Source organism: Paraburkholderia sp. SIMBA_027, from assembly GCF_046535315.1.
GTDB lineage: Bacteria > Pseudomonadota > Gammaproteobacteria > Burkholderiales > Burkholderiaceae > Paraburkholderia > Paraburkholderia tropica.
This window is the reverse complement of sequence record NZ_JAWRWY010000017.1, coordinates 70,529-95,432: the sequence shown is the minus strand read 5'-3', so window position 1 is coordinate 95,432 and position 24,904 is coordinate 70,529. Positions and strand designations below refer to the sequence as shown.

Sequence of the window (24,904 nt, the reverse complement as noted above, 5' to 3'; positions counted from 1 at the left end):
GGAGCACCGCCTTGAACACCCCCGCCGATCCGTACCTGCTGACGCCCGGCCCGCTGACCACGGCCGCCTCGACCAAAGCCGCGATGCAGCGCGACTGGGGCTCGTGGGACGCCGATTTCCGCGCGATGACGGCGCGTCTGCGCGCCGCACTGCTGGCCGTCGCCGGCGACACAAACGGCGACTACGACTGCGTGCCCCTGCAAGGCAGCGGCAGCTACTGCGTGGAAGCGATGCTGGGCAGCTTCGTGCCGCGCAACGGCCACGCGCTCGTGCTCGTCAACGGCGCATACGGCAAGCGCATCGCGACCACGCTGCGCTATCTGGGCCGCAGCCACACGGTGCACGACACGGGCGACTACCTGCCGCCGCGCGCCGCCGACGTCGATTGCCTGCTCGCCGCGCACGAGGACATCACGCACGTCGTGGTCGTCCATTGCGAAACCAGCTCGGGCATCCTCAATCCGATCGAGGAAATCGCCGAAGTGACCGCGCGCCACGGCCGCCGTCTGCTGATCGACTCGATGAGCGCATTCGGCGCCGTGCCGCTCGACGTGCGCACGCTGCCGTGCGAAGCGTTCGTGTCGTCGGCGAACAAGTGCATCGAGGGCGTGCCGGGCTTCGGCTTCGTGATCGCGAAGCAAAGCGCGCTGCAAGCCGCGAAGGGCAACAGCCATTCGCTCGCGCTCGATCTGCACGATCAGTGGGACGTGATGAACCGGACGGGCCAGTGGCGCTTCACGCCGCCCACGCACGCGGTCGCCGCGTTTCTCGAAGCGCTGCGTCTGTTCGAGATCGAAGGCGGCCAGGCGGGGCGCCTCGCGCGCTACACGCGCAACCGCGATGTGATGGTCGACGGCCTGCGCGCGCTCGGTTTCGAGCCGCTGCTGACCGCAGCGTGGCGCTCGCCGATCATCGTCACGTTCTTTTCGCCTGCGCATGCGTCGTTCAGCTTCGAGCGCTTCTACGAGCTGATGAAGGCGCAGGGTTTCATCATTTATCCGGGCAAGCTGACGAACGTGGAGAGTTTCCGCATCGGCTGTATCGGCGCGCTCGACGAGCACGTCATGCGTCGCGTGGTCGAGGCGTGCGGCGCTGCGCTGCGCACGCTCGGCGTGCCCGACGGCGCACCCGCGCACGCTTCGCTGGACGCCCGCGAGGCGCTTGCGGCCTGAGCGCCGAAGCCCTGGTTTCAAGCACGCTTTCTTGCCGCGCAGCGATCTGCGCAACTTCAGGATTCACGATCATGCAACACGTCAAGGCAGTGATTTTCGACTGGGCCGGCACGGTGGTCGACTACGGCTCGCGCGCGCCCATGGGCGCGTTCGTCGAAACCTTCGAGGAATTCGGCGTGCCGATTTCGATCGACGAAGCGCGCGGCCCGATGGGCATGGCCAAGCGTCCGCATATCGCGGCGCTGATGGCGCTGCCGCGCGTCGCACAGGCTTGGCAGGCGCGCTACGGCCACATGCCCGGCGACGCCGATATCGATGCGGTCTACGATGTGTTCGTGCCGCGCAACGTGGCCGTCGCCGCGCAATACAGCGACGTGATTCCGGGCGTGGCCGCCGTGACGAAACAGTTGCGCGCCGATGGCGTGCGCATCGGTTCCACCACGGGCTACACGCGCGAAATCATCGACCGGATCGTGCCGGGCGCGGCGAAGCAGGGCTTCGAAGCCGACAGCATCGTCTGCACCGGCGACACGCCCGAGGGCCGTCCGTCGCCATACATGATCTATCGCACGCTGCCGCAACTGGGCGTGTGGCGCGCGCGCGATGCGATCAAGGTCGACGACACCGAAGTGGGCATCGAGGAAGGTCTCAACGGCGGCACCTGGGCCGTGGGCGTGGCGGTGAGCGGCAACGCGTTCGGCCTGAGCGAAGATGAAGTGCACGCGCTCGCCCCCGACGAATTCGCGCTGCGCCGCGCGGCGGCGATCGAGCGTCTGCGCGCGGCGGGCGCGCATTACGTGATCGACAGCGTCGCGGATCTGCTGCCCGTGGTCACGGAGATCGAAACGCGCCTTGCGCGCGGCGAGCGCCCTTGATGCGTCGACTGGCTGAGCGCGCTCAGTAAGTCGCGGCAAACGCCTTCTGCACCTGCGCGGGCGCGGTGACGCCGTTCGCGATCAGCAGTTGTGTGAGTACGCGCGCTTTCTGCGGATTCAGATCGAGCGAGACGGCGAAGCCGCTGGTGTCGTCGTTGACCTCGACGTTGCGGTTCACGAAGCCCGATCCCACGCGCGTCGAGCGCACCACCACGATGCCCTGTTTCGCGGCGCGTTGCAGCGCTTCGAGCGCGCTCTGCGACGTGTTGCCGTCGCCGACGCCCGCGAGCACGATGCCTTTTGCGCCGCTCGCGATGGCGTGCTCGACCGGCACGCCGTCCATGTTCGCGTGCGAGTAGACGATCTCGACGCGCGGCAGTTGATCGCCGGAGGGCAGGGCGTATTTGTGCGCATCGGGCTGGAATGCGGGCGTGAAAAAGCGCACGCTCGCCGGATCGACGTAGCCGATCGGGCCGCTGTTCGGCGAGGCGAACGTCTGCACGCTCGTGGTGTTCGTCTTGGTCGTGCCGCGCGCCGACTGGATGGTGTCGTTGAGCACGACCATCACGCCGCGTCCGCGCGCGGACGGACTGGCCGCCACCTCCACGGCTTCGTAGAGATTGCTCGGGCCGTCGGCGCTCGTGGCCGTGGACGGCCGCATCGAGCCCACCAGCACGACCGGTTTGTCGGTATGCAGCACGTTGTCGAGGAAGAACGCGGTTTCCTCCAGCGTGTCGGTGCCGTGCGTGATGACCACGGCATCGGCTTCGTTGTGGTCGAACAGCGCCTGGATGCGCCGCGCGAGCGCGAACCAGACCTTGTCGTTCATATCCTGCGAACCGATGGACGCGACCTGCTCGGTGCTCAGCCGCGCGAGCTTGTCGATGCCGGGCACGGCCTGCACGAGTTGCTGCGCGCCGACCGCGCCCGCGTTATAGGCGTTCGCGGCGCGCGTGTCGGCCTGTCCCGCGATGGTGCCGCCGGTGGCGAGCACGGCGACGCGCGGCAGGGCGGCCGTCTCCTGCGCCAGCGCCGCGCGAGCGGGCAGCAAGGCGGCTGCGGCCGCGAGCGCCGCGGCGAGGCAACGGGCGTAAATGGCATGTCGCATGATCAGCATGATGGTTTTCCTCGGCGATCGATAATCGATTATTAAAAACGACCACTGCGAAAATACATTATTCGTCATAGACCATTAAATTCAAATCTGGATTGCGAAATAATTGCTTTTTATTTGCGATTCAATGCGATCGGCATGGATGAAAATTCGCCCAAATGCAGTATGGGTATGAGTTTGTAGACTATTATTCGAATAATCGAAATCGATTAAATGATTGGTGATGCGAGGGTCGATTTAAATCCGCAACAACGGGAAAATCCGTTGATGGATATGCAATGCCGGAATGGAGTCTTGCGAATCGCACAATCGTCGCTTGATTCAATCGTCGCGGATCACGCCGCGCGTCTTGCGCCCGCTGCGCTACCATGAGCGCCTTTGCGCCCACCACGCCGCTCATGAAGACGTTTCTGCTGTTCGTCGTTACCGCCCTGGCCGAAATCGTCGGCTGCTATCTGCCGTATCGCTGGCTGCGCGAAGGCGCGAGCGCCTGGTGGCTCGTGCCGGCCGCCGCGTCGCTCACGCTGTTCGCGTGGCTGCTCACGCTGCATCCGAGCGCGGCGGGGCGCACGTACGCGGCCTACGGCGGCGTCTACGTGTGCGTGGCGATTCTGTGGCTGTGGGGCGTGGAAGCGATCCGGCCGAGCCCGTGGGACTGGGCCGGCATCGCCTTCACGCTCGCGGGCATGGCGCTGATCGCGTTCCAGCCGCGTTGAGCGCGCGTGCTCAGACCGGCGCTCAGACCAGCGAATTGACGCCGGGAAATTTCGCGCGGAAGGCGGGCGGCATCGGCACGACCTTTTTGGCTTCGTAGTCGAAGAACACGAAGCCCGACTTCGCCATGGCGATCAGTGCGCCGTCCGTGGGTCGCGTGATGCGGAAGATGATGTCGCCGCCGTACTTGTTGAAGTCCATGATGCCCACTTCGAAGCAGAGCTGGTCGCGCGCGTAGGCTTCGGCGCGATAGGTCGTTGCGAGGTCGGTGACGATGATGCTGGTGTGCGCGTCTTTCATGTCCTCGATGCCGGCGTCGAACAGGAAGCGCGCCCGCGCTTCCGAAATCATCGAGATCATCGAGTCGTTGGCGAGGTGATTCGCCGAGTTGATGTCGGTGACGCGTACGGTGAGATGCGTCGAATAAAAGTATTGGTCTTCGGGGAAGTGGAGCTCGATGCGGGCCATGGCGCAATGCGGATAATCGAATTAGAAAGGCTTCGCGGCGGGTCGTCCATGCCGCGTGTCTCATCCACGGCGCCCGCGCGCAAGCCGGGATTGTAGCGGGTCGGCGTCCGCGAGCCTATGCGCAACCGCGCGCAAGCACGCTTCTGCGCGGTTCCGGATGCGTCGCGACGCGGTCGTCATTCGTCGGATGAATCGGGGCAGCCGTCGGCCCGGCCTTCGCGCACGCGCAACCGGTCGCGGACCGGGCGCGCAAATTGCTCTCATCCGCATTGCTCGCGAAGCGCCTCCCGCGCGACGCTGCCGGTTCGTCGCGCGCAACGCCACCGCCGCGCAGCGTCGCGCGCGCACGGAGCCAGCATGCCGCCCCGACGCGGCTATAACGCGCCCACATCGCGCCCCTACGCTTACGCGGGAATGTTCATGACGTCAGAACGGATCGACGATGCCCATGCCCCGAATCCGGCCGCCCGCACGGCCGTGAGAGAAGGCGTGCGCCCCGCGCTCCAAGCGAACGCGCAGCCCACCCAGAACGCGCAGTTCATACCGGCAAGCGCGGCAAATATTGCACAGCAGGCCGCCGGCACGCTGGCGACGATGGCCGAACTCGTGCGCGGCTACGATTGGTCCGCGACGCCGCTCGGCGCGAGCGCGGCGTGGCCGCACAGCCTGCAGAGCGTCGTGCGTCTGATGCTCGCGTCGCGCTACGCGATGTGGCTCGCCTGGGGCCCCGAACTCACGTTTCTCTGCAACGATGCCTATCGGCCGACGCTCGGCGCGAAGCAGCAGTTCATCGGTTTGCCCGCGCGCGAGGTCTGGGCCGAAGTCTGGACCGAAGCCGGTTCACGCATCGAGCACGTGCTCGCCACCGGCGAGGCCACATGGGACGAAAGCCTGCAACTCTTTCTCGAACGCAATGGTTTCAAGGAAGAGACTTATCACACGTTTTCATACGGTCCCGTGCACGATGACAGCGGCAGCGTTCAGGGCATGCTCTGCGTGGTCACGGAGGAAACGCGGCGCGTGCTGTCCGAGCGGCGGCTCGCCACCGTCGCGCAGTTGTCGGGGACGGCGCGCAACGCGCAGTCCGTGGCCGAAGCCTGCGCCGAGATGCTCGCCGCGCTCGACGGCAACCGTCACGATCAGCCTTTCGTCGCGCTCTATCTGCTCGACGCGGATGGCGGCAGCGCGCGCCTCGCGGCCACCAATCACGCCGGCGCGTCGCCCTTGCCCATCCGGCTGAATCTCGCCGACACCGCGCCCGGCAGCCTCGCGGCGGCGCTCGCCGAGGCGTCATGTGCGCCGCACGAAGACGTGCTGCTCGAAACCACCGTACTAGACGGCGTGCTGCCCGCCGAATCGGCATGGCCCGAACCCGTGAGCCGCGCGGCGATCGTGCCGCTTCGGCGTCGCGCGCCGGGCGGACAGAGCGGGCAGGGCGCGACGGCTGCACCGGGCGCCGCGACCGATCATGGCGCGCGCCACGCGACGCTCGGTTTTCTCGTCGCGGGCGTGAGTCCGCGTCTGCTTTTCGACGACGATTACCGCGCCTTCCTCGGCCTCGTCGGATCGCAGGCGGGCAGCATCGTCGAAGGCGCGCGCGCCGTGGAAACCGAGCGCGAGCGCGTCGAGCAACTGGCCGCGCTGGACCGCGCCAAGACCACCTTCTTTTCGAACGTCAGCCACGAACTGCGCACGCCGCTCATGCTGATGCTCGCGCCGATCGACGATCTCGTGGCCGCCGACCGCGATCCCGCGCGCCTCGCGCTGTTGCGTCTCGCGCGCCGCAGCGGCCACCGCTTGCTGCGGCTCGTGAATTCGCTGCTCGATTTCGCGCGCATCGAGGCAGGGCGCAGCGACGTCGGCTACGAAGCCACCGATCTCGCGCGCTATACGCAGCACGTCGCGAGCACGTTCCGCTCGGCGATCGAGCGCGGCGGACTCGCGTACCGCGTGCAATGCCAGCTCGACGAAGCGGTCTACGTCGACCGGCCGATGTGGGAAAAGATTGTCCTCAATCTGCTGTCGAATGCGTTCAAGTTCACGCTCGCGGGGCGTATCGGCGTGAATCTCGCGCGCGATGGCCAGTGTGCGGTGCTCACGGTGGAAGACAGCGGCTCGGGTATTCCGGCGCACGAAATGCCGCGTCTGTTCGAGCGTTTTCATCGCGTGGAGGGCACGCAGGGGCGCACGCAGGAGGGCTCCGGCATCGGCCTCGCGCTGGTCCAGGAACTGGTGAAACTGCACGGCGGCACCATCGAGGCGGCGAGCGAGCCAGAACGCGGTTCGCGCTTCACCGTGCGCGTGCCGCTGGGCCGCGCGCATCTGCCGGCCGAGCGCGTGCGTGAGCCGGGGCCGGACGCGCCGCGCAGCGTCGACGTCCTGCGCAACGGCGATGCGCAACTGGCCGCCGCGTTCGCCGCCGAAGCGGCGGGCTGGCTCGGCACCTTGCCGCCGGGCGCGGGCGAGACAAACGGCGAGGGCGCGCAGCACGGCGTTGATGCGGCCCGCGCTGGCAATGGCGTCGCCGCCGAGGCTGCCGCCGCACCGGCATGGTCGGCGGGGCTGCGCGACCGGCGTTTCGCGCTCACGTTCGGCTCGCGCATCCTGCTCGTCGACGACAACGCCGACATGCGCGCCTACGTCGGCAGCTTGCTCGCGAGCGCGTGGCAGGTCGAACTTGCCGCCGACGGCGCCGAAGCGCTCGAACGCGCCCGCCGCACGCGTCCCGACCTGATCCTCGCCGACGTGATGATGCCGCGCCTCGACGGCTTCGGCCTGCTGGCCGAAGTGCGGCGCGACCCGGCGCTGCGCGAAGTCCCCGTGATCCTGCTCTCGGCGCGCGCGGGCGAGGAGGCGCGCATCGAAGGCCTCGACGCGGGCGCCGACGACTATCTCGTCAAGCCGTTTTCGGCGCGCGAACTGGCCGCGCGCGTGGGCGCGCTGCTCGAACGCACGCAGATCCGCCACGCCAACGAGCAGTTGCTCGAACTCGCGCTCTCGAGCATTCAGGACCAGTTCTTCATGCTCGACGAAGACGCGCGCATCACGCTCGCCAATCCGCAATTCCTGGAGATGACCGGCGTGAGCGCGCCGCACGCGCTCGGCCGGCACATCGTCGATGTGTGTCCGGAGGCCAACAGCAACGGCTTCAACGAAGCGCTGCGGGCGGCGCTCGACGCCGGCGCGGTGCAGCAGTTCGAGACCTGGTGCGCGCGTCGCGGGCGCTGGTACGAAGTGCGCATCTATCCGGCCGCGCATGGCGCCGCCGTGCTGCTCTCCGACATCAGCGGACGCAAGGCCGATCAGGAAGCGATCCGCGTGCGCACCGCGCAATTCGAAACGCTGATGAACGAAGCGCCGCTCGGCGTCTATCTGATCGATCGCGAGTTGCGCATCCGCGAAACCAATCCGGGCGCGCAGGCGTTTTTCGGCGACGCCGCGGACCTCACCGGCCAGGATGTGGGCGCGCTGATGCGGCGCGTCTGGCACCCGCCCTACGCGGACGAAATCGTCGCGATCTTTCGCGACACGCTGGCGACCGGCGCGCCGTATCACACGCCCGAACGCAGCGAGCCGCGCCGCGACCGCGAGAGCGTCGAGTGCTACGAATGGGAAGTGCATCGCACGCCGCTCGCGGACGGCGAATTCGGTCTCGTCTGCTATTTCCGCGATATCTCGGCGCAGGTGCGCGTGCGTCAGCAACTGGAGGAGGCCGATCAGCAGAAGGACGCGTTTCTCGCCACGCTCTCGCACGAACTGCGCAATCCGCTCGCGCCGATCCGGAGCGCCGCGGCGATTCTCGATTCGAAGTCGCTGACGCCGGAGCAACTGGCGTGGGCGACCGACGTGATTCGCCGTCAGGTTTCGCATATGTCCGGATTGCTCGACGATCTGCTCGACCTCGCGCGCGTGACGTGCGGCAAGCTCGATTTGCGCCGCGATGTCGTGAATCTCGGCGGCGTGATCAAGACCGCCGTCGAGGCGTCGCGGCCGCTGCTCGAACGCAAGCGGCACACGCTCACCGTGCATGCGCCGCTGCCCGACGTGCTGATCGACGCCGACGCATTGCGGCTCGCACAGGTGATCTCGAACCTGCTGAACAACGCGGGTAAATACACCGATCCGGGCGGCCACGTCGAACTCGCGATCCAGGTGGAGGGCGCGACGATCGAACTCGTCGTGAAAGACGACGGCATCGGCCTGCCGCCCGACGCCGACGAACGTCTCTTCGCCATGTTCTCGCAGATCGACGCGCGTTCGCCGCGCGCCGAAGGCGGACTCGGCATTGGCCTTGCGCTCTCGAAAGGACTCGTGCGGCTGCACGGCGGCTCCATTCACGCGCGTTCCGACGGGCCGGGACGCGGCAGCGAATTCCGTGTCGTGCTGCCGATCGTCGTGCCCACGCTGCGTTCGCGCGCCATCGTCGACGACGCGCATCAGCCGGCGAGGGCGGCGCGGCGCGTACTCGTCGTCGACGACAACAAGGACGCGGCCGAAAGTCTCGCGCTGCTGCTCTCGCTCTCGGGCCACGAGGTGCGGGTGGCGCATGCGGGCGCGGCGGCGCTCGAACTCGCGCTCGTGTTTCATCCGGAGGCGGTGCTGCTCGATCTCGGCATGCCCGGCCTGAGCGGTTATGAAGTGGCGCGCGCGCTGCGCAGCTTGCCCGATACGCAGGAGACGGTGGTGGTGGCGCTCACCGGCTGGGGGCAGGACGAGGATCGCAAGCGCACGCTTGACGCGGGCTTCGACTGGCACATCACGAAGCCCGCCGACCCCGACGAAATCCTGCATCTGCTCACGCGCTCGCGCAGCGAACTCGTGAGCGTGCGCACCGCGGCGCAAGGCGCGCGCGCGCCGCAGCGGTCGTCGTAGCGTTTTTCGGCGCGCTTTTCGGCGCGTTTGCCGATGCGTTAGCTATTGCGCTAATCGACGGCGCGTTCGGGCGGTGCGTCGGACGGCGGATCGCCGAGCGGCGGAGGCGGCGGCACATCGCTGTCCGGAACGGGCGGAGGCTTGCGCTGGGGCGTTTCCGGCGTGTTGGGCTCTTCGGTCGGCAGATGCGCGTGAAGAGGCGCAGGATAGGGATGAGGCAGGAAAGCGTGGGGCATAGATGGCTCCGGGTGTTCGTCGAGCGCAGGCCTGTAAAAGCGCGCGCCGGCGAAGCGCGAGAGATGACGATGGCGCAAGCGACGTGCCGACTCGTCCGGTTCTCGCCGTGTCGTCCACTCCGGTCGCAAACGAAAAGCGCTGCTGGAACGCGGGTTGCGAACTCGACATGCGAGGCGGCAACCCGCACCAGGAGGTCGATCCGATGGTCAACGGCGCACGCGCGGTGCCCCGGTTGGCATGCGCTGTATGCGTAACGGCGTCGCTGTTCGGCGGCATGGAGGCGCACGTCTTCTGTCGCGCACGGATGCGTTTCAGGTGGCGGGCGGCTATCCCGCCGGGCAGCAGTGGGATATCCGACGCGATGCGCTCACGTCCGACGAATTGCGCGCGATGGCGGCGTTGCCGTTTCCGGCCAGCGATCCGGTTGATGGCGCAAGCGGGCCGGTGATCGAGCGTTGGGTTTCGCAGGCGTAGCGCCGCCTGGCGCGCCGCTGACCGCTTGCTTCTTGCTTCTTGCCGATTTCACAGGCACGGCAGTTGCGTTTTGTTCCTCGCTCTCGCCAGGCGGCGCCACGCGCCGCGCCAATGACAATCAATAGAAGGAGGAAACCATGAACCGACGCGCCATCTCGCTTGCCGCGGCCATCGCCAACGCGGCTGTTTTCACCGGTGCGCTGGGCAGCGCGACGCTCGTGCATGCCCAGGGCGCGCCGCAATCGATCGCCGTCCAGCGCATGGCGACGGTTCAGTCCGGCACGGGCTTTCGCGCCTCCAAACTCGTCGGCTCGAATGTCTATGACAACAACGGCAGCAAGATCGGCTCGATCGACGACATCGTGCTCGAATCGCCGAACGACGGCGCATTTGCGATTTTGTCCGTCGGCGGTTTTCTAGGCATGGGCGAACATCTCGTCGCCGTGCCGTTTAACGATCTGCACATCAGCGCCAAGCAGATCGTGCTGCAAACCGACAAGGCCGCGCTCAAGGCGATGCCGGAGTTTCATTACGCGAAGGATTGAGGCAAAGGAATGGGCGCTCGACACGCCAGGCTGCGCCGCAAAAAATGTCGATAATTTATGTTATGTAAAATCACAAATTCGCGGTGAACGACGTGTTTCAAACGTCTTCCGCGCGCCTTCCAGCCTCGTCCGGCCGCCCGATTTCCGCCTCGGGCGGCCTTCGCATCGTGTGACGCGTTACGGCCGGCGGCTCAGCCCGTGCATCGCGCCCGTGCGACGAACCCGCGATTCCAGCGTCGCCTCACAGTGCGCGCAGCGTCCGAAGATCACGAGGCTCGCGCTCGTGTAGCGGAAACCGCGCGCGCCCGCGATCGTCTCGTGCTGCGATTCGAGTTCGGTATCGTCGATATCCGCGACTTCGCCGCAGTCGTTGCAGACCAGATGCGAATGACGCGTGCCGCGATTGAGTTCGTAGACGACGCGCTGCTCGCCGATCCACGCGTTCGTGATCAGACCGGCTTCGAGCAACTGCGACAGCGCCCGATACACGCTCGCCAGGCTGCATTGCTCCGTTTCCGGCGGCACGCGCCGGAAAACCTGATCGGCGGTCATGTGCTCGTTCGGAAATTCGTGGAACAGCCGAAGCACCGCGACGCGACTCGAGGTCGGACGCATACGGGCTCGCTTCAGGTCGGCATAGATCGCTCTCATCGCATCGGCACACTTTTCATACGTGGCCAATAGTCTCGATTGCCGTTGCTTAAGGCTTGCTTAAGGCCCGGTGCGTCGAAGCGATTTGCGATGAGGGGGGCATTACACGGCTTTACCCCGCGACGCTCTCGCCGCCCTGCTTTTCGCGGAAAATCCCCGTTGAATCAATGCGATAAAGGTGGCGCGGCGAGCAATGGCGAGTGAAAAGCAAACGGCCGCGCCGGGCGCGGCGCGGCCGTCGTCAGACGCATTCGCCGCGCTTCAGCGCGGCGGAGAAACCACCACGTACTGCACCTGCGCACCGATGTATTGCGGCTGATACCACGTCGCGCCGCACTGTTCGTAACTCGCGCCGCCGATCACGACCGCCGTGCACGACGGCGGCAGCGTGGCGACCATCGAGCCGACCACCGCGGCCGTTACGCCCACCGTCACGGCGGCAGCCACCGGATCGACGTACCAGCCGCCACCCCAATATGGCGGCGGGGGTGGAGGCGGAGGCCCGGGCGGATGCGGACCCGGACCAGGCTGTGGCCCCGGTCCGGGTCCGGGTCCCGGCGGATGAGGCTGCGGTCCCGGCCCAGGCCCAGGCGGATGAGGCTGCGGTCCCGGCCCAGGCCCGGGCGGATGAGGCTGCGGCCCTGGACCCGGCCCCGGCGGATGCGGTTGTGGTTGTGGCCCCGGCCCAGGATTCGGATGCGGCCCCGGCTGACCACCGTTGTGCTGCACGCCGCCGCCGTTGAATCCCGGTCGTCCATGAAACTGTCCGCCGCCGCCAAAATTGCCGCCGCCCATCGGATGAATGCTGGTTCGCGCCATCCCGCGGAACGCGAGCGCCGCCGGCGCGGCCAGCGCCATCGAGACGGCAAGACCCGCCGCAATGGCCCGTTGTGTGTGCCTGTTCATCATTCCGCCTCCTGATAAGGCGGGCGGTCCGCGGGCTTCATCTCGATCTGCCGCGCGCCCGGACGCGGGCGGAACACGAAGGTCGACGCCGCGAAAACCGGATTCAGATTCCAGTGATAAGTGACCTCGTGCCGGGGCCGCGACGGCTGCGTGGTATCGGTGATGATCATCTTGCACGGCAGCTGTCGCCGCCCTGCTTCGATCCACAGCTCCCAATCGGCGCCCGGCTGCCGGTAGGCGTAATGCGTGCAGGTGCGCGTATCGACTTTCTCCGTGCCGAGCGACTGCGCGGAGCTGATCGCGAGATCGTCGGGCTTGTCGGCGCCCCAGTAGAACAGGTCGGCGAGCGGCGTTTCGATGTGCCACGTCACGGCCAGATCGCGCACGAGTTCGTCGAGCGTCGGCGGCGCGTCGCGGCGCGCGTAGTAGCCTTTTTTCTCGTTGAAGATCGTGAAGCGATGGCCGTCGTAGACCATGCCGCGCACGTTGCCGTTACCGGTGATGTCGGCGCGCATGCGATCGGGCCGCTTCACCTTGAGCACGGTATGGCGCAGCAGCGCGGCGTTCTGGCCGTTGTCGAGCACGACGTCGGTGACCGTGTCGGCGTCCACCTGGAACGTGCGCAGCGTGCGCAGATACGCGCCCATGGCGTCGAGCGCGTCGGTGGCCTGTTCGTCGATGGCGGGCGTCTCGCTGCTGCCGCCGGTCTCGCTCGTGCCCAGATCGACGAGCGGTGAAGGGACGTTCGATTGCGCCGGCACGTGTTCGCCGCCGTTGTCCTGATGGGCGCAGCCGGCGAGCGCGAGGCCGCCGGCGAGCGCAATCGAGATCGACAACGCGAGCGAAGCAGGCGCCGCTCGCGCGATGACTCCAGGGAAGACTCTCTTGTTCACATCGTCTCCTGACTGAAAGTTCGCCGGATTCGACCGCCGGTGCAAGTCGTTGCGCGCGCAGCGACCGATGCCTTGGGTCGGCGAAACGCGCGGCGGTTGCAGGCGATGTCGCAAGCCTCTTCGTGCCTCGCGCGCCTCGCATCTCGTATCGACGAGCTTACCAGCGGTCCGTTTCTTCGTCCCCCCCAATGCGCCGCCCTCGCCCTGCGCGTCGATTTCCCGTTTGCGTTCGCTCAGTAAAAGCCCTGGTCAGGCGAGTTCCGGACGCGGGGTATCATGCGGCTCATCCATTTTTAGAACGCCGTTCTATCAGATAGAACGAAAAGAACGAGACAGCCCGATGCCCTTGTCCCGAGCTCAGGAGGAGCCCGCCATGTCCAGTTTGCCGGTCGGCGCGACGCACGAGTCGCTCCGTGAATCCGTCCCGCCCGCGAGCGCGGCGCAGATCAACGCGCGCATCGACCGCCTGCCGGCCGCGCGCGCGGTCTGGACGCTCGTCCTGCTGATCGCGACAGGCGGATGGTTCGAGTTCTACGACCTGTTCTTCACGGCCTACGTCGGGCCGGGGCTCGTCAAGAGCGGCCTTTACTCGACCACGACGGCCTCGTTCTTCGGCTTTTCGGGGCTGGGCGCGTTCGTGGCGGCCTCGTTTGCGGGGCTCTTCATCGGCACCTTCTGTTTCACCGGCCTCGCCGACCGCTATGGCCGCCGCACGATGTTCACGGCGTCGCTGCTCTGGTATTCGGCGGCCACCTGCGTGATGGCGCTGCAAACGTCCGCGCCCGCGATCAACCTCTGGCGGCTGATCGCGGGGATCGGCGTGGGCATCGAACTCGTCACCATCGACACCTACGTGAGCGAGCTGGTGCCCAAGCACATGCGCGGGCGCGCGTTCGCCTTCGTGCATCTCGTGCAGTACACGGCGGTGCCGACGGTCGCACTGCTCGCGTGGTGGTTCGTGCCGCGCGCGCCGCTCGGGTTCGACGGCTGGCGCTGGGTCGTGATGTTCGGCGCGGCCGGCGCGCTGATCGCGTGGGCGATCCGCCGCAACGTGCCCGAAAGCGCGCGCTGGCTCGCGCAGCGCGGACGCCACGACGAAGCGGCGCGCGTGCTCGCGACACTCGAAGCGAAGATCGAGGCGCAGACGGGCCGCCTGCTGCCCGCGCCGCCGCTTGCGACGGAAAGCGCGACCGCCGCGCCGCTGCGCAAGGCGCGCTTCAGCGAGATCTGGCAGCCGCCGTATCGCCGCCGCACGATTACGCTGCTCGTCTTCAATCTGTTTCAGGCGATCGGCTTCTACGGTTTCGCGTCGTGGGTGCCGACGCTGCTCGTCTCCAAGGGCGTGACGATCACGCACAGCCTGCTCTACGCGTTCGTAATCGCGGCGTCGAATCCGTTCGGCCCGCTGATCGGCATGGCCATCGCCGACCGCATCGAACGCAAGACGCTCATCGTGCTCTCCGCGCTCGCCATCGCCGTCTTCGGTTCGCTGTTCGCCATGCAGACCTCGCCCGTGATGCTGATGGTGCTCGGCGTGCTCATCACGCTCGGCGGCACGCTGCTCTCGGTCGGCTATCACGCCTACCAGGTCGAACTGTTTCCCACGCGCATGCGCGCCACGGCGGTCGGCTTCGTCTATTCGATGTCGCGGCTGTCCGCGATGTTCTCGGGCTTCATGATCGCATTCGCGCTGCGCCATTTCGGCGTGCCGGGCGTCTTCGCCCTGATCACGGGCGCGATGGTCGCGGTGATGGCGGCCATCGGTCTGTTCGGCCCGCGCACCAACAACCGCTCGCTCGACGATATTTCCCATTGAACTGAACCAGAGGCTGGAATCACGATGTTGCCTTTAGCAGGAATCCGCGTTCTCGATCTTTCCAACGTGCTGGCCGGGCCGTTCTGCGCGTATCAGCTCGCGCTGTTCGGCGCCGACGTCACCAAGGTCGAGCATCCCGAAGGCGGCGATCTCGCGCGCCGTCTCGGCGCCGACAAAGACGCCGCCGCGCGCAACATGGGCGCGTCCTTCGTCGCCGTGAATGCGGGCAAGCGCTCGATCACGCTTAATCTCAAGGACCCGCGCGGCAAGGCGATCCTGCTCGATCTCGTGCGCGATACCGACGTTCTGGTCGAGAATTTCCGCCCCGGCGTGATGGATCGTCTCGGTTTGGGATTCGATCAGCTATCCGAAGTCAATGCGCGTCTGGTGTATTGCGCGATTTCCGGTTTCGGCGATTCCGGCGAACTGTCGCCCCGCCCCGCTTACGACCAGATCATCCAGGGCATGGCCGGCGTGATGAGCGTGACGGGCGACGCCGAAAGCGCGCCGTTGCGCGTGGGCTATCCGGTCTCCGATACGGTCGGCGGCCTGACGGCGGCGTTCGGCATCTGCGCGGCGCTCGTCGATGCGCGCACGAACGGGCGCGGACGCCGCCTCGATGTGTCGATGCTCGAAGCGACGCTCGCGACCATGGGCTGGGTCGTGTCGAACTATCTGAACGCGGGCGTGGAGCCCGTGCCGATGGGCAACGAAAATTTCACCGCCGCGCCCTCCGGCACGTTCGCGACCGGCGACGGTTTGCTCAACATCGCGGCCAACGAAACGCGTCAGTTCGAGAGCCTGTGCGAGGTGATCGGCCGTCCCGAACTGTCGAGCGATGCGCGCTTCGCCGCGCGCCATCTGCGCAAGCAGCATCGCACCGAATTGAAGGCCGAAATCGAAGCCGCGCTCGCCGCCGACAGCGCCGCAAACTGGGAAGCGCGGCTGCTCGCGCAAGGCGTGCCGGTTGGCCGCGTGCTGTCGGTGCCGCAGATTCTCGCGCATCCGCATCTGGCCGAGCGGCAATTCGTGCGCGAATTCGCGCCGGCGAACGGCGAGGCGGCGCAGCGCGTGACGCGCGCGGGCCTGCGTCTTTCGGACGGCGACGCCGCCCCCGCCGCGCCCGCGCCCGCACTCGGCGCGCACACACGCGAAACCCTTGCACAACTCGGCTACGACGCCGCGCACATCGACGCCCTGCGCGCCGAAGGAGTCATCTGAACATGAGCACGACGAACACCGACCTCGCCGCCCTCTGCGCCGATTACTGGCGCACCTCGATCATCGACATTCATCCCGGCTCGATCGCCGTGCGCGGTTTTCCGATTCAGGAGCTGATCGGCCGCGTGAGTTTTCCGCAGATGATCTGGCTGATGCTGCGCGGCGAGCTGCCCGGCGACGACGAAGCGTCGCTGCTCGAAGCGGCGCTCGTGGCCTCGGTGGACCACGGTCCGCATGCGCCGTCGATTGCGATCTCGCGCATGGCCACGAGTTGCGGCCTGCCGCTCAACGGCGCGATGGCGTCCGCCATCAACGCGCTCGACGACGTGCACGGCGGCGCGGGTCAGCAGGCGGTGGAACTCTATGCGTCGATTGCGGCGCGGCTCGATGCGGGCGCGCCGCTCGACGAGGCCGTCGAGGCGGGCGTCGACGCCTTCGTCGCGGAAAACGGCAAGTATCTGCCGGGCTTCGGGCATCGGTTTCATCCGGTCGATCCGCGCGCCGGACGCCTGCTCGAACTCGTCGATGCGCGCGTGGAATCGGGCGCGATCAACGGTCGTTACGCGCTGATCGCGCGCGGCGTGGAAGCGCTGCTCAAGCGCCGAAAAAACAAGCCCGTGCCGATGAATATCGATGGCGTAACGGCGGTGATTTATGCGGAACTGGGCTTCGCGCCCGAACTCGCGCGCGGCGTGTTCATCCTCTCGCGCGCGGTGGGGATTCTGGCGCATGCGTGGGAGCAGCGCGGACGCGGCGAGCGCAACAAGGGGCCGATGCCGCGTCAGATCGACTACGCGTACACCGGCGCGCCGGAGCGTCATCTGCCGGATGGCGCGCAGCCGCGCGAGGGCTGAGCTTTCGGCGTTTGAACGCGGTTTTTCGCCGCTTTTTCGCCGTTTTACGCGCCCTGCGCGTGCGCCTGACGGGCCGCGCGCAGCGCACGCGAGTCGCCGCCCAGCGCGTCGGTGGCGCGCACGGCGCAATCGAACAACGCATCGAGATTCGTTTCCACGAACGCGCGGTCGATGCGCGAACTCGGACCCGCGAGCGTGATCACGCCGCGCAGCGCGTTCTGCACGCCGAACACGGGCATCGACACGCCCGAGGTTTCCCGATCGCGCTCGCCGATCGACATGCAATAGAAGTCGCGCCGGATCTGCTCGAACGCCTCGCCCGGTTCATGACCGAAGGCGAGCAGCGCGCGGCCGCCCGAACCGGTTTCGAGCGGCAGCACGTCGCCCTCGCGCACGTGATGGCGCACGACATGCATCGAATCCACGCGATGCAGACACACGCGCACCGCGTTGTCGCGCACATAGAACGACACGCTTTCCCCGCTTTTTTCCATGAGTTCGCGCATCAGCGGCAGCAGGATGTCGCCGAGATTCAGGCTGCGCTGATAAAGCGCGCCGAGTCCGAAGGTGGCCGGTCCGAGCTGATAGCGGCCGTCTTCGAGCCGCAGCAGCAGCCGATGCTGAATGAGCGCGCCGGCGAGGCGCAGCAGCGTGCTCTTGTAGAGCCCCGTGCGCGCCGCGAGTTCGGCGAGCGTGAGCGCCGCGTTCTGCGGGCCGTCTTCGGGACGGAAAGCGAACAGGATGGCGCACGCGCGGTCAATGACGGCGACGCCTTCTTCCTTCTTGGGCGGTTGTTCCGCGGGCATGTCGGGCGATGAAAGGCAAGCAGAGAAGCCTGAATTTTACGCGATCTCATGCGTGATTCGGCCGCATTCGTGCCGTTTTCCTGCGATCGCTCGCGCGCTGCCTCATCGGCGATGCCTGCGGTTCGCGCGTAGCTTGACCGTCCGCAATGGCGCGTGCGGGCTCCGTCCGTAGCATCGGACGCTGATCCGGCCGGCACCGCCCCACTCGCCTTGCAGGCCCGCTTTCCGACAGCGCCGCCGAGTGGGCATCGAAAGCCGGATATCCGCTCAGGATTCCCAGGTTTCTCCACCTCACATCGCCATGAATAAATTTTTCGTCAGCGTTGCGGGTTTGCTCGCGGCCGGTTATCTCGGCCTCAGCGCCCTCGCCTGGTATCACGACACGACCTACGCGGAAGGGGCGGCCGCCCGCCCCGCCGCCTCGCCCGAAGCCGCGCGCATCCGCGATATTCTCGACCGCAACGCCTGCTACAGCTGTCATTCGACGAAAGCGGTGCTGCCGCCTTATGCGTCGCTGCCCGGCATCAAGCAGATCGCGCAGTTCGATACCGAAAGAGGCCAGCGCTATTTCCGGCTCGATACGTTGTATGCCGCGTTGCACGATGGCGCGAAACCTGGCGAAGCCGATCTCGCCAAACTCGAACGCGTCGCGCAAAACGACACCATGCCGCCCGCGCGCTTTCGCGCCGTGCACTGGGGAACCGGCTTGAGCGCTGGCGACCGGCATACGCTGCTCGACTGGATCGCGCACGAACGCAAGCGCTGGTATGCGACGCCCGGCGTCGCGGCGGCGTTCGAGAACGACGCGGTGCAGCCGCTGCCGCACACATTGCGCGCCGATCCGCGCAAGGTCGCGCTCGGCATGCGGCTGTTTCACGATCCGCGTCTGTCCGCCGACAACACGATTTCCTGCGCCAGTTGCCATGCGCTCGGGACCGGCGGCGTGGACAACCGAAAACTCTCGCTTGGCGTGGGCGGCCAGTTGGGCAGTGTGAACGCGCCGACGGTGTTCAACGCGGCGCTCAATCACGCGCAGTTCTGGGACGGCCGCGCCGCGACCTTGCAGGAACAGGCGGGCGGACCGCCGCTGAATCCGGTGGAAATGGCTTCGGTGTCGTGGGAGCAGATCGTCGGCAAATTGCAGGCCGATCCGGCGCTCGTCGAGACCTTCGCGCAGATCTATCCTGACGGCATCAGCGGCCCGGCCATCACCGACGCGATCGCCGAATTCGAAAAGACGCTGCTGACGCCGAGCCGCGTCGACGCCTATCTGCGCGGCGACGCGCGCGCCTTGAACAGCGACGAGGCGCACGGTTATCAGCTATTCAAGTCGATGGGCTGCGCGACCTGTCACGTCGGCGCGAATCTGGGCGGCCAGTCGTTCGAGCGGATGGGCCGCGCGGGCGACTGGTTTGCGGCGCGCGGTGGCGCGCTCACCGAAGCCGACAACGGCCGCGCCAACGTCACGCGCGATCCGCACGACGTGCAGGCGTTCAAGGTGCCGGGGCTGCGCAACGTGGCGCTCACCGCGCCGTACTTTCACGACGGCAGCGTGAGCGATCTGCGCGAGGCCGTGAAGCAGATGGCCCAATACCAGTTGGGCACTGCGCCATCGGACGCCGACGTCGATGCGCTGGTCGCCTTTTTGAACGCGCTCAGCGGCACCTATACGCCCTCGCCCGCACTGGCCGCGCAGCCGTGAAGCGATATCGACGCGCGCCCTACCTGGCGTGCGTCACCGAGGCGCGCATCGTCACGCTTACGTTGAAGCTGCGCTCGATGTCCCACTCCGTGCCGTAGCACTGGTTGATCAGCCAGCGCACGGCATTGCGCGTCAGCTCGGCGGTCGGAATATGCACCGACGTCAGCGCAGGCGCCATGTAAGCCGCGGAATAGTCGTCGTCGTAGCCGATCACGGAGACGTCGCGCGGCACCGAGATGCCCGCGTGCTGCAAACGCGCGAGCGCCGACATCGCCATCGTGTCGTTCGCGCAGAAGAGGCCCGTGAAGCGGCGCTTCGATTCGAGCAGCCGCCCCGCTGCCGCATAACCGCCCTCGGGCGAGAAGTCGGACATGATGAGCGGCACGCGCTCGCGTTCGATGCCATGGCGCGCGAGTTCGGCGAAGAAGCCGTCCAGACGCGCCTGATTGTCCGATGAACTGGCCGTGCCGCCGATCGCCGCAATCTCGCGATGGCCGTGCTCGATCAGCGTGCGCGCGGCCAGTTCGCCGCCGTGAAAGTGATCGGCGCAAAACGAGGCTTCGGGGAAATGCGCGAAGGCGCGATTGAGGAAGGCCATGCGCGGATGCAGCGCGTGCAGCATGCCCAGATCCTCGTCGTGCAGATCGTGGCTGATGACCACCACGCCGTCGCAATCGCGCCCGATCAGAAAGCGCACCGCCTCGATCGCCTGCTCGCGCGGCGACGCTTCGCCGCAGCCCGTCGCCACCACCACGTGACGGCGCACCGCGCGCAGTTCGGTGTCGGTCTCCTTGAGGATCGTGCCGTAGTACGAGCCGAAGAAGGTCGGCACGAAAATGCCGATGATGCCGAGCGACTGCGTCGCCATCGCCCGGCCGATCGACGACGGCCGGAAGTTCAGTTGTTCGATGGCGGCCTGCACGCGCGCCGCCGCGTCCGCCGACACCGGGCCCTTGCCGGAAATCGCCCGCGAGGCGGTGGAAAGTCCCACGCCGGCCAGCGTTGCCACGTCTTTCAGGGTTGCCACTTCTCGTACGTCCCTCGGTTTTATTGTCGTTGCGCGATCTGTGTACGACGTCGCGCGCTGTATCAGCACGGCCAAATTTTTACCACGTTCTTACTGACTTCCGAGCGTGCTTTTTTGGTGCATTGATCGGAGGAATAGCAGACCTTTCGCGGCCGCTCAAACGCGCTCGCCGCTCGCTTCGTCGAACAGCGAAACATGCGCCGCGTCGATGCTGAATGGCACGTGCGCGCCGCTCGCGAGCGGCGTTTTGTCCTGATCGATCGAAGCGATCTGCGCACCGTGATAGTCGAGCCACAGCACGCGATGATTGCCCATCGGTTCGACCAGCGTGACGCTGCCCTGATGCGCGCCTTCGCTGCCCGGCGCGCCGAGGCGCGTGGCGTGCACGTCTTCCGGCCGCACGCCGAGCACACAGGGTTGCGCGAGATCGGGCGCGCCCTTGAACGCGTAGTTCGTCACGTCCACGTCGAGCTGCGCGCCGCGAAACCAGAGCTTGCCTTCATTGGCTTCGAGCTTGCCTTTCAACAGGTTCATCGGCGGCGTGCCGAGGAACGTCGCCACGAACAGATTCTCGGGCCGCGCGTAGACCTCGGCGGGCGTGCCGAACTGCTGGATCACGCCGCCCTTCATCACGGCCATGCGCGTGGCGAGCGTCATCGCTTCGACCTGGTCGTGCGTCACGTAGATCATCGTCGCGCCCAGTTGCTGATGCAGTTGCTTGAGCTCGCGACGCAGTTCGGTGCGCAGCTTGGCGTCGAGATTCGAGAGCGGTTCGTCGAACAGGAACACGTCGGCTTCGCGCACCAGCGCGCGGCCGATCGCCACGCGCTGACGCTGACCGCCGGACAGTTGAGCGGGTTTGCGCGCAAGCAGCGGCCCGAGTTGCAGCATGTCGGCGGCGCGCTTCACGCGGCGCTCGATTTCCGGCTTCGGCGTGCCGTTGATACGAAGCGCGAACGACATGTTGCGCTCGACATTCATGGTCGGGTACAGCGCGTAGGACTGGAACACCAGCGCCACGCCGCGATCCTTCGGGTCGGCCCAGGTCATGTCCTCGCCGCCGATCTCGATGCTGCCGTCGCTCACGTCGATCAGCCCGGCGATGCTGTGCAGCAAGGTGGATTTGCCGCAGCCCGACGGCCCCAGCAGCACCACGAATTCGCCGGCGCGCACGTCGAGGTCGAGGTCGTCGATCACCGTGTTCGCGCCCAGATCGATGCGCAGCTTGCGCACTGAGACGTTTGCCAGATTCGTCATTGTGTGTCTCCGCTTTTAGCCTTTCACCGCGCCCGACGCGATGCCGCGCACGAACCAGCGCCCCGACACGAAATAGATCGCGAGCGGCACCAGCGAGGTCAGGATCGTCGCGGCCATGTTGACGTTGTAGAGCCGCTCGCCCGTGGTGGTGTTGATGATGTTGTTCAGTTGCACCGTCATCGGCAGATTCTTCGTGCCCGCGAACACGAGGCCGAGAATGTAGTCGTTCCAGATGCCCGTCACTTGCATGATGATCGCGACCACGATGATCGGCACCGACATCGGCAGCATCAGTTGCACGAAGATGCGCCAGAAGCCGCCGCCGTCGATACGCGCCGCCTTGAACAGTTCCTGCGGCAGCGACACGTAGTAGTTGCGGAACAGCAGCGTCATCACCGGCATGCCGAACACCGTGTGAATCAGCACGATGCCGGGCAGCGAGCTGAACAGATGCACGGTGGCCAGCACGCGCACGAGCGGATAGACCATCACCTGCACCGGAATGAACGCGCCCGCGAGCAGCACGGCGAACAGCACGCCCGCACCGCGCGGTTTCCAGAACGACAGCGCGTAGCCGTTCACGGCGCCCACGGCGATCGAAATGATCGTGCTTGGCACCACGATGCGCACCGAGTTCCAGAAGCCCACGCGGATGCCCGCGCATTCGAGCCCCGTGCAGGCCGACGCCCACGCGTCCTGCCACGGCGCGAACGTGAGGTGACGCGGCAGCGCGAGCAGATGCCCCATGCGGATCTCGTCCATCGGCTTCACCGAAGTCACGAGCATCACGTAGAGCGGCAGCAGGAAAAACAGCGCGGCGATGATGAGAAAGCCGTAGACGCCCAGCCGCGCGGGCGTGAAGCGGCTGCGCTTCGGCTTGCCTTTCGAGGCGCCCGGCGTGCGCCGGATAACGGGCGGAATGGGCCGAATGGCGCCCGACGGTTCGGTCAGCGGCGCGCTCATGCTCGTTCTCCTTTGCGTGCCGCGCGGCTTTTCGCGTAGAGCACCGGCGCGAGGATCGCGAGCACGGTGGCGAGCAGCACGATCGAGGCCGCCGAGGCGAGCCCGATGTTGGCGCGGTTGAACAGATAATCCATCACGAATTTGCCGGGCACTTCGCTCGCGGTGCCGGGACCGCCTTGCGTCATTGCCACGACGGCGTCGTAGAGCTTCACCACCATCACGAACAGCAGCACGAAGGCGGTCGACATCGAGGTCTTCAGCATCGGCACGACGATGCTCGCGTAGACGCGCCAGCGCGGAATGCCGTCGAGGCGCGCGGCCTTCCAGATCTCGTCGTCGATGCTGCGCAGGCCCGAGAGCATCAGCGCCATCACGAGGCCCGAGGCTTGCCAGACGGTCGCGATCACGAGCGTGTAGATCACGAACTGCTGCGAGACGATCCAGTCGAAATGCGCGTGCGTGAAGCCCATGTGCCGCAGCACGGCCTGCACGCCGAGTTCGGGATTCAGGATCCACTGCCAGACGAGACCGGTCGCGACGAACGACATCGCATACGGATAGAGAAAAATCGTGCGCAGCGCGCCTTCGGCGGCCACGCGCTGATCGATGAAGATCGCCAGCAGCAGACCGATCACGAGACACGCCACGACGAAGCACACGCCGTAAATCGCGAGGTTTTGCAACGAGACGATCCAGCGTTCGGTTTCGAACAGCCGCACGTATTGCGTGAAGCCCGCGAAGGTGTTCGTCGGCAACGAGCGCGAATAGCTCACCGAAACGCGCGCGGTCCACAGCATCGTGCCGAGATACGCGAACACGACGGTGAGCGCCATGGGCAGCAACGCGATCCATGCGGCGAGCGACAGCCGCCGCCGCATGGGGCGCGCTGCACGCGCCTGCCGTTTAGCCTGATCCAGCTTGAGCGCGTACATAAGCCTCTCAGCTCTTGAGCGCCGACGCGAACGCTTTCTGCGCGTCCTCGGCCGACTGGTCCTTGTTCCAGAAGTTCGTGATGACGTCCTGGAGCGAGCCCTGCACGTCAGGCGGGATCAGCATTTCCGGATTCGGCAACTGACGCGCCTTGTCCTTCATGATCGCCATGCCCTGCTTCGCGCACACGTCGAAACCGGCCGTATCGACGTCGAGACGGATCGGAATCGAACCCTTCTTCTCGCTGAACGCGACCTGCGCCGTCGGCGACGTGATCACGCTGGCGAGCAGTTGCTGCGCTTTCACGGCCTGCGGATTGTCGGTCTTCGGGAACACGAAGGCGTCGCCCGCGATCATGTACGGCGAATTCGCGAAACCCGGGAAGCAGCCGAAGTCCTTGCCCGCGATCTGCTTCGCGTTCGAGAACTCGCCCTTGGCCCAGTCCCCCATGATCTGCATGCCGGCCTTGCCCGAAATCACCAGCGCCGTCGCGTCATTCCAGTTGCGGCCCGGCGAGCCCGGATCGACGTAGTTGTGCAGACGCTTGAAGGTCGTGAGCACGTTCTTGAACGCGGGCGAATTGACGGCATTCGCGTCGCGGTCGCGATAGACCTTCATGTACAGATTGCGGTCCATGTCCGCGAAAATCGCGTCGAACGTGATCTTCTCCTGCCACGCCTGGCCGCCCAGCGCGAGCGGAATCACCCCGGCTTTCTTGAGCTTGTCGAGATCGGCGAACAGTTCGTCCATGCTCTTCGGCTCGGCCGCGATGCCCGCTTTCGCGAACACCGGCTTCGAGTAGAAGAACCAGTCCTGCATGTGGATGTCGACGGGCGCCGCATAGAAGTGCCCGTTCACCTTGATCTGGTTGAGGATCGAATCGGGCAGGATGCCGTTCCAGTTTTCCTTCGCCGCGACCGCATCGACATTATTCAGGAGTCCCTGGTCAATCAGGTCGTGGAACTGCTTCGACGTGTTGAACTGCGCCGCCGTGGGCGGATCGCCGCCGACAATGCGGTTGATCGCCGTGGCGCGCGCCTGGTCGGCGCCCGCGATCGCGTTGTCGACCCACTGGCCGCCCGCCTGGTCGTAGGCTTGCGCGAACTGCTTGATGGCGGCCGACTCGCCGCCCGAGGTCCACCAGTGAATCACATTGGCCTTGAGCGGCGCGTCGGCGGCGTGCGCCGCGACGGCTCCGGCCAATGCCAGCGCGGCGGCGAGGCCGCGCAGGACGGGTGCGTTTTGCTTCATTGCGTCTCCTCCGGTTGATCCGGTTTTCTCTGCTGGTCGATGAAGTCAAACTTGGCGGTGATGCGGGTGGCCGCGCGCACGCGATCGTGCTTTGGTGCAACTTTCCCCTGTCGCGCATTCTCGCGGCGCGCAGCCGGTACGGCAATTACGGCAACT

General features: G+C 66.5%; 21 protein-coding genes and 1 pseudogene. 10 read left to right on the top strand and 12 right to left on the bottom strand.

Annotation, left to right across the window (positions count from 1 at the left end; translation table 11 throughout):
* The first annotated feature begins 11 nt into the window (after positions 1-11).
* Positions 12-1,172, top strand: coding sequence for a 2-aminoethylphosphonate--pyruvate transaminase (locus SB764_RS28965; protein WP_410865827.1), 1,161 nt, complete (start codon positions 12-14; stop codon positions 1,170-1,172).
* 71 nt (positions 1,173-1,243) lie between these two features.
* Positions 1,244-2,047, top strand: a complete 804-nt coding sequence (gene phnX / locus SB764_RS28960; protein ID WP_074984142.1) for a phosphonoacetaldehyde hydrolase — start codon at positions 1,244-1,246, stop codon at positions 2,045-2,047.
* Positions 2,048-2,069: 22 nt separating this feature from the next.
* Here the strand turns inward: phnX and SB764_RS28955 are convergent, their stop codons facing one another.
* Positions 2,070-3,164 carry an asparaginase gene (locus SB764_RS28955; protein WP_065065508.1) on the bottom strand — a complete coding sequence of 365 codons (1,095 nt, stop codon included), beginning with the start codon at positions 3,162-3,164 and terminating at the stop codon, positions 2,070-2,072.
* Positions 3,165-3,559: 395 nt separating this feature from the next.
* Here SB764_RS28955 and SB764_RS28950 point away from each other — a divergent pair, with 395 nt between their 5' ends.
* Complete coding sequence (locus SB764_RS28950) at positions 3,560-3,877, top strand: YnfA family protein (protein WP_110329036.1); 318 nt, start codon at positions 3,560-3,562, stop codon at positions 3,875-3,877.
* A 22-nt stretch (positions 3,878-3,899) separates the two neighbouring features.
* Here SB764_RS28950 and SB764_RS28945 read toward each other — a convergent pair whose 3' ends face one another.
* The gene (locus SB764_RS28945) at positions 3,900-4,343 is read right to left on the bottom strand and encodes a thioesterase family protein (RefSeq protein ID WP_065065507.1); all 444 of its coding nucleotides are present in this window, start codon (positions 4,341-4,343) and stop codon (positions 3,900-3,902) included.
* Between the two features lie 420 nt (positions 4,344-4,763).
* On the opposite strand from SB764_RS28945, the gene SB764_RS28940 reads away from it, so the two are divergent.
* Complete coding sequence (locus SB764_RS28940; protein ID WP_410865826.1) at positions 4,764-9,215, top strand: ATP-binding protein; 4,452 nt, start codon at positions 4,764-4,766, stop codon at positions 9,213-9,215.
* A 50-nt stretch (positions 9,216-9,265) separates the two neighbouring features.
* Here SB764_RS28940 and SB764_RS28935 read toward each other — a convergent pair whose 3' ends face one another.
* Positions 9,266-9,451: a hypothetical protein gene (locus SB764_RS28935; RefSeq protein WP_065065504.1), complete on the bottom strand. Its 186-nt coding sequence runs from the start codon at positions 9,449-9,451 to the stop codon at positions 9,266-9,268.
* Between the two features lie 310 nt (positions 9,452-9,761).
* Here SB764_RS28935 and SB764_RS28930 point away from each other — a divergent pair.
* Together SB764_RS28930 and SB764_RS28925 are read left to right on the top strand one after the other, a co-directional pair.
* Positions 9,762-9,926, top strand: a pseudogene (locus SB764_RS28930) (cupin); the annotation flags it as partial.
* A gap of 137 nt (positions 9,927-10,063) precedes the next feature.
* Complete coding sequence (locus SB764_RS28925; RefSeq protein WP_065065502.1) at positions 10,064-10,471, top strand: PRC-barrel domain-containing protein; 408 nt, start codon at positions 10,064-10,066, stop codon at positions 10,469-10,471.
* Positions 10,472-10,648: 177 nt separating this feature from the next.
* On the opposite strand, the gene SB764_RS28920 is transcribed toward SB764_RS28925, so the two are convergent.
* The 3 genes from SB764_RS28920 to SB764_RS28910 all read right to left on the bottom strand — a co-directional run bounded on the left by SB764_RS28920 (position 10,649) and on the right by SB764_RS28910 (position 12,921).
* Positions 10,649-11,086 (bottom strand): Fur family transcriptional regulator, encoded by a 438-nt coding sequence (locus SB764_RS28920; RefSeq protein ID WP_231957394.1) that lies wholly within the window; start codon positions 11,084-11,086, stop codon positions 10,649-10,651.
* Positions 11,087-11,383: 297 nt separating this feature from the next.
* Positions 11,384-11,569 (bottom strand): DUF6515 family protein, encoded by a 186-nt coding sequence (locus tag SB764_RS28915; RefSeq protein ID WP_065057472.1) that lies wholly within the window; start codon positions 11,567-11,569, stop codon positions 11,384-11,386.
* Between the two features lie 458 nt (positions 11,570-12,027).
* Entirely contained in the window at positions 12,028-12,921 is an 894-nt protein-coding gene (locus SB764_RS28910) for a DUF2092 domain-containing protein (RefSeq protein WP_176079241.1), read from the bottom strand.
* Between the two features lie 373 nt (positions 12,922-13,294).
* Between SB764_RS28910 and SB764_RS28905 the strand changes: the two genes are divergently transcribed.
* The 3 genes from SB764_RS28905 to SB764_RS28895 are packed head-to-tail and all read left to right on the top strand — an operon-like array spanning position 13,295 to position 16,812.
* Positions 13,295-14,737 carry an MFS transporter gene (locus SB764_RS28905; RefSeq protein WP_410865825.1) on the top strand — a complete coding sequence of 481 codons (1,443 nt, stop codon included), beginning with the start codon at positions 13,295-13,297 and terminating at the stop codon, positions 14,735-14,737.
* A 24-nt stretch (positions 14,738-14,761) separates the two neighbouring features.
* Positions 14,762-15,958: a CaiB/BaiF CoA transferase family protein gene (locus SB764_RS28900; RefSeq protein ID WP_410865824.1), complete on the top strand. Its 1,197-nt coding sequence runs from the start codon at positions 14,762-14,764 to the stop codon at positions 15,956-15,958.
* Between the two features lie 2 nt (positions 15,959-15,960).
* Positions 15,961-16,812: a citryl-CoA lyase gene (locus SB764_RS28895; protein ID WP_110328993.1), complete on the top strand. Its 852-nt coding sequence runs from the start codon at positions 15,961-15,963 to the stop codon at positions 16,810-16,812.
* Positions 16,813-16,856: 44 nt separating this feature from the next.
* Here SB764_RS28895 and SB764_RS28890 read toward each other — a convergent pair whose 3' ends face one another.
* A complete protein-coding gene (locus tag SB764_RS28890; protein ID WP_065057466.1) occupies positions 16,857-17,618 on the bottom strand; it encodes an IclR family transcriptional regulator in 762 nt (253 codons plus the stop codon).
* A gap of 301 nt (positions 17,619-17,919) precedes the next feature.
* On the opposite strand from SB764_RS28890, the gene SB764_RS28885 reads away from it, so the two are divergent.
* Positions 17,920-19,320, top strand: a complete 1,401-nt coding sequence (locus SB764_RS28885; protein ID WP_065057465.1) for a cytochrome c peroxidase — start codon at positions 17,920-17,922, stop codon at positions 19,318-19,320.
* 19 nt (positions 19,321-19,339) lie between these two features.
* Here the strand turns inward: SB764_RS28885 and SB764_RS28880 are convergent, their stop codons facing one another.
* From SB764_RS28880 to SB764_RS28860, 5 genes are all read right to left on the bottom strand, one after another.
* Complete coding sequence (locus SB764_RS28880; RefSeq protein WP_065057464.1) at positions 19,340-20,347, bottom strand: substrate-binding domain-containing protein; 1,008 nt, start codon at positions 20,345-20,347, stop codon at positions 19,340-19,342.
* Positions 20,348-20,503: 156 nt separating this feature from the next.
* Entirely contained in the window at positions 20,504-21,604 is a 1,101-nt protein-coding gene (locus tag SB764_RS28875; protein WP_074984125.1) for an ABC transporter ATP-binding protein, read from the bottom strand.
* A 15-nt stretch (positions 21,605-21,619) separates the two neighbouring features.
* Positions 21,620-22,567, bottom strand: coding sequence for a carbohydrate ABC transporter permease (locus tag SB764_RS28870; protein ID WP_080180155.1), 948 nt, complete (start codon positions 22,565-22,567; stop codon positions 21,620-21,622).
* Complete coding sequence (locus tag SB764_RS28865; protein WP_065057462.1) at positions 22,564-23,499, bottom strand: carbohydrate ABC transporter permease; 936 nt, start codon at positions 23,497-23,499, stop codon at positions 22,564-22,566. The genes SB764_RS28870 and SB764_RS28865 overlap by 4 nt, the downstream gene beginning before the upstream one ends.
* 7 nt (positions 23,500-23,506) lie before the next feature.
* Positions 23,507-24,748 carry an ABC transporter substrate-binding protein gene (locus SB764_RS28860; RefSeq protein ID WP_110328989.1) on the bottom strand — a complete coding sequence of 414 codons (1,242 nt, stop codon included), beginning with the start codon at positions 24,746-24,748 and terminating at the stop codon, positions 23,507-23,509.
* Positions 24,749-24,904 lie beyond the last annotated feature (156 nt).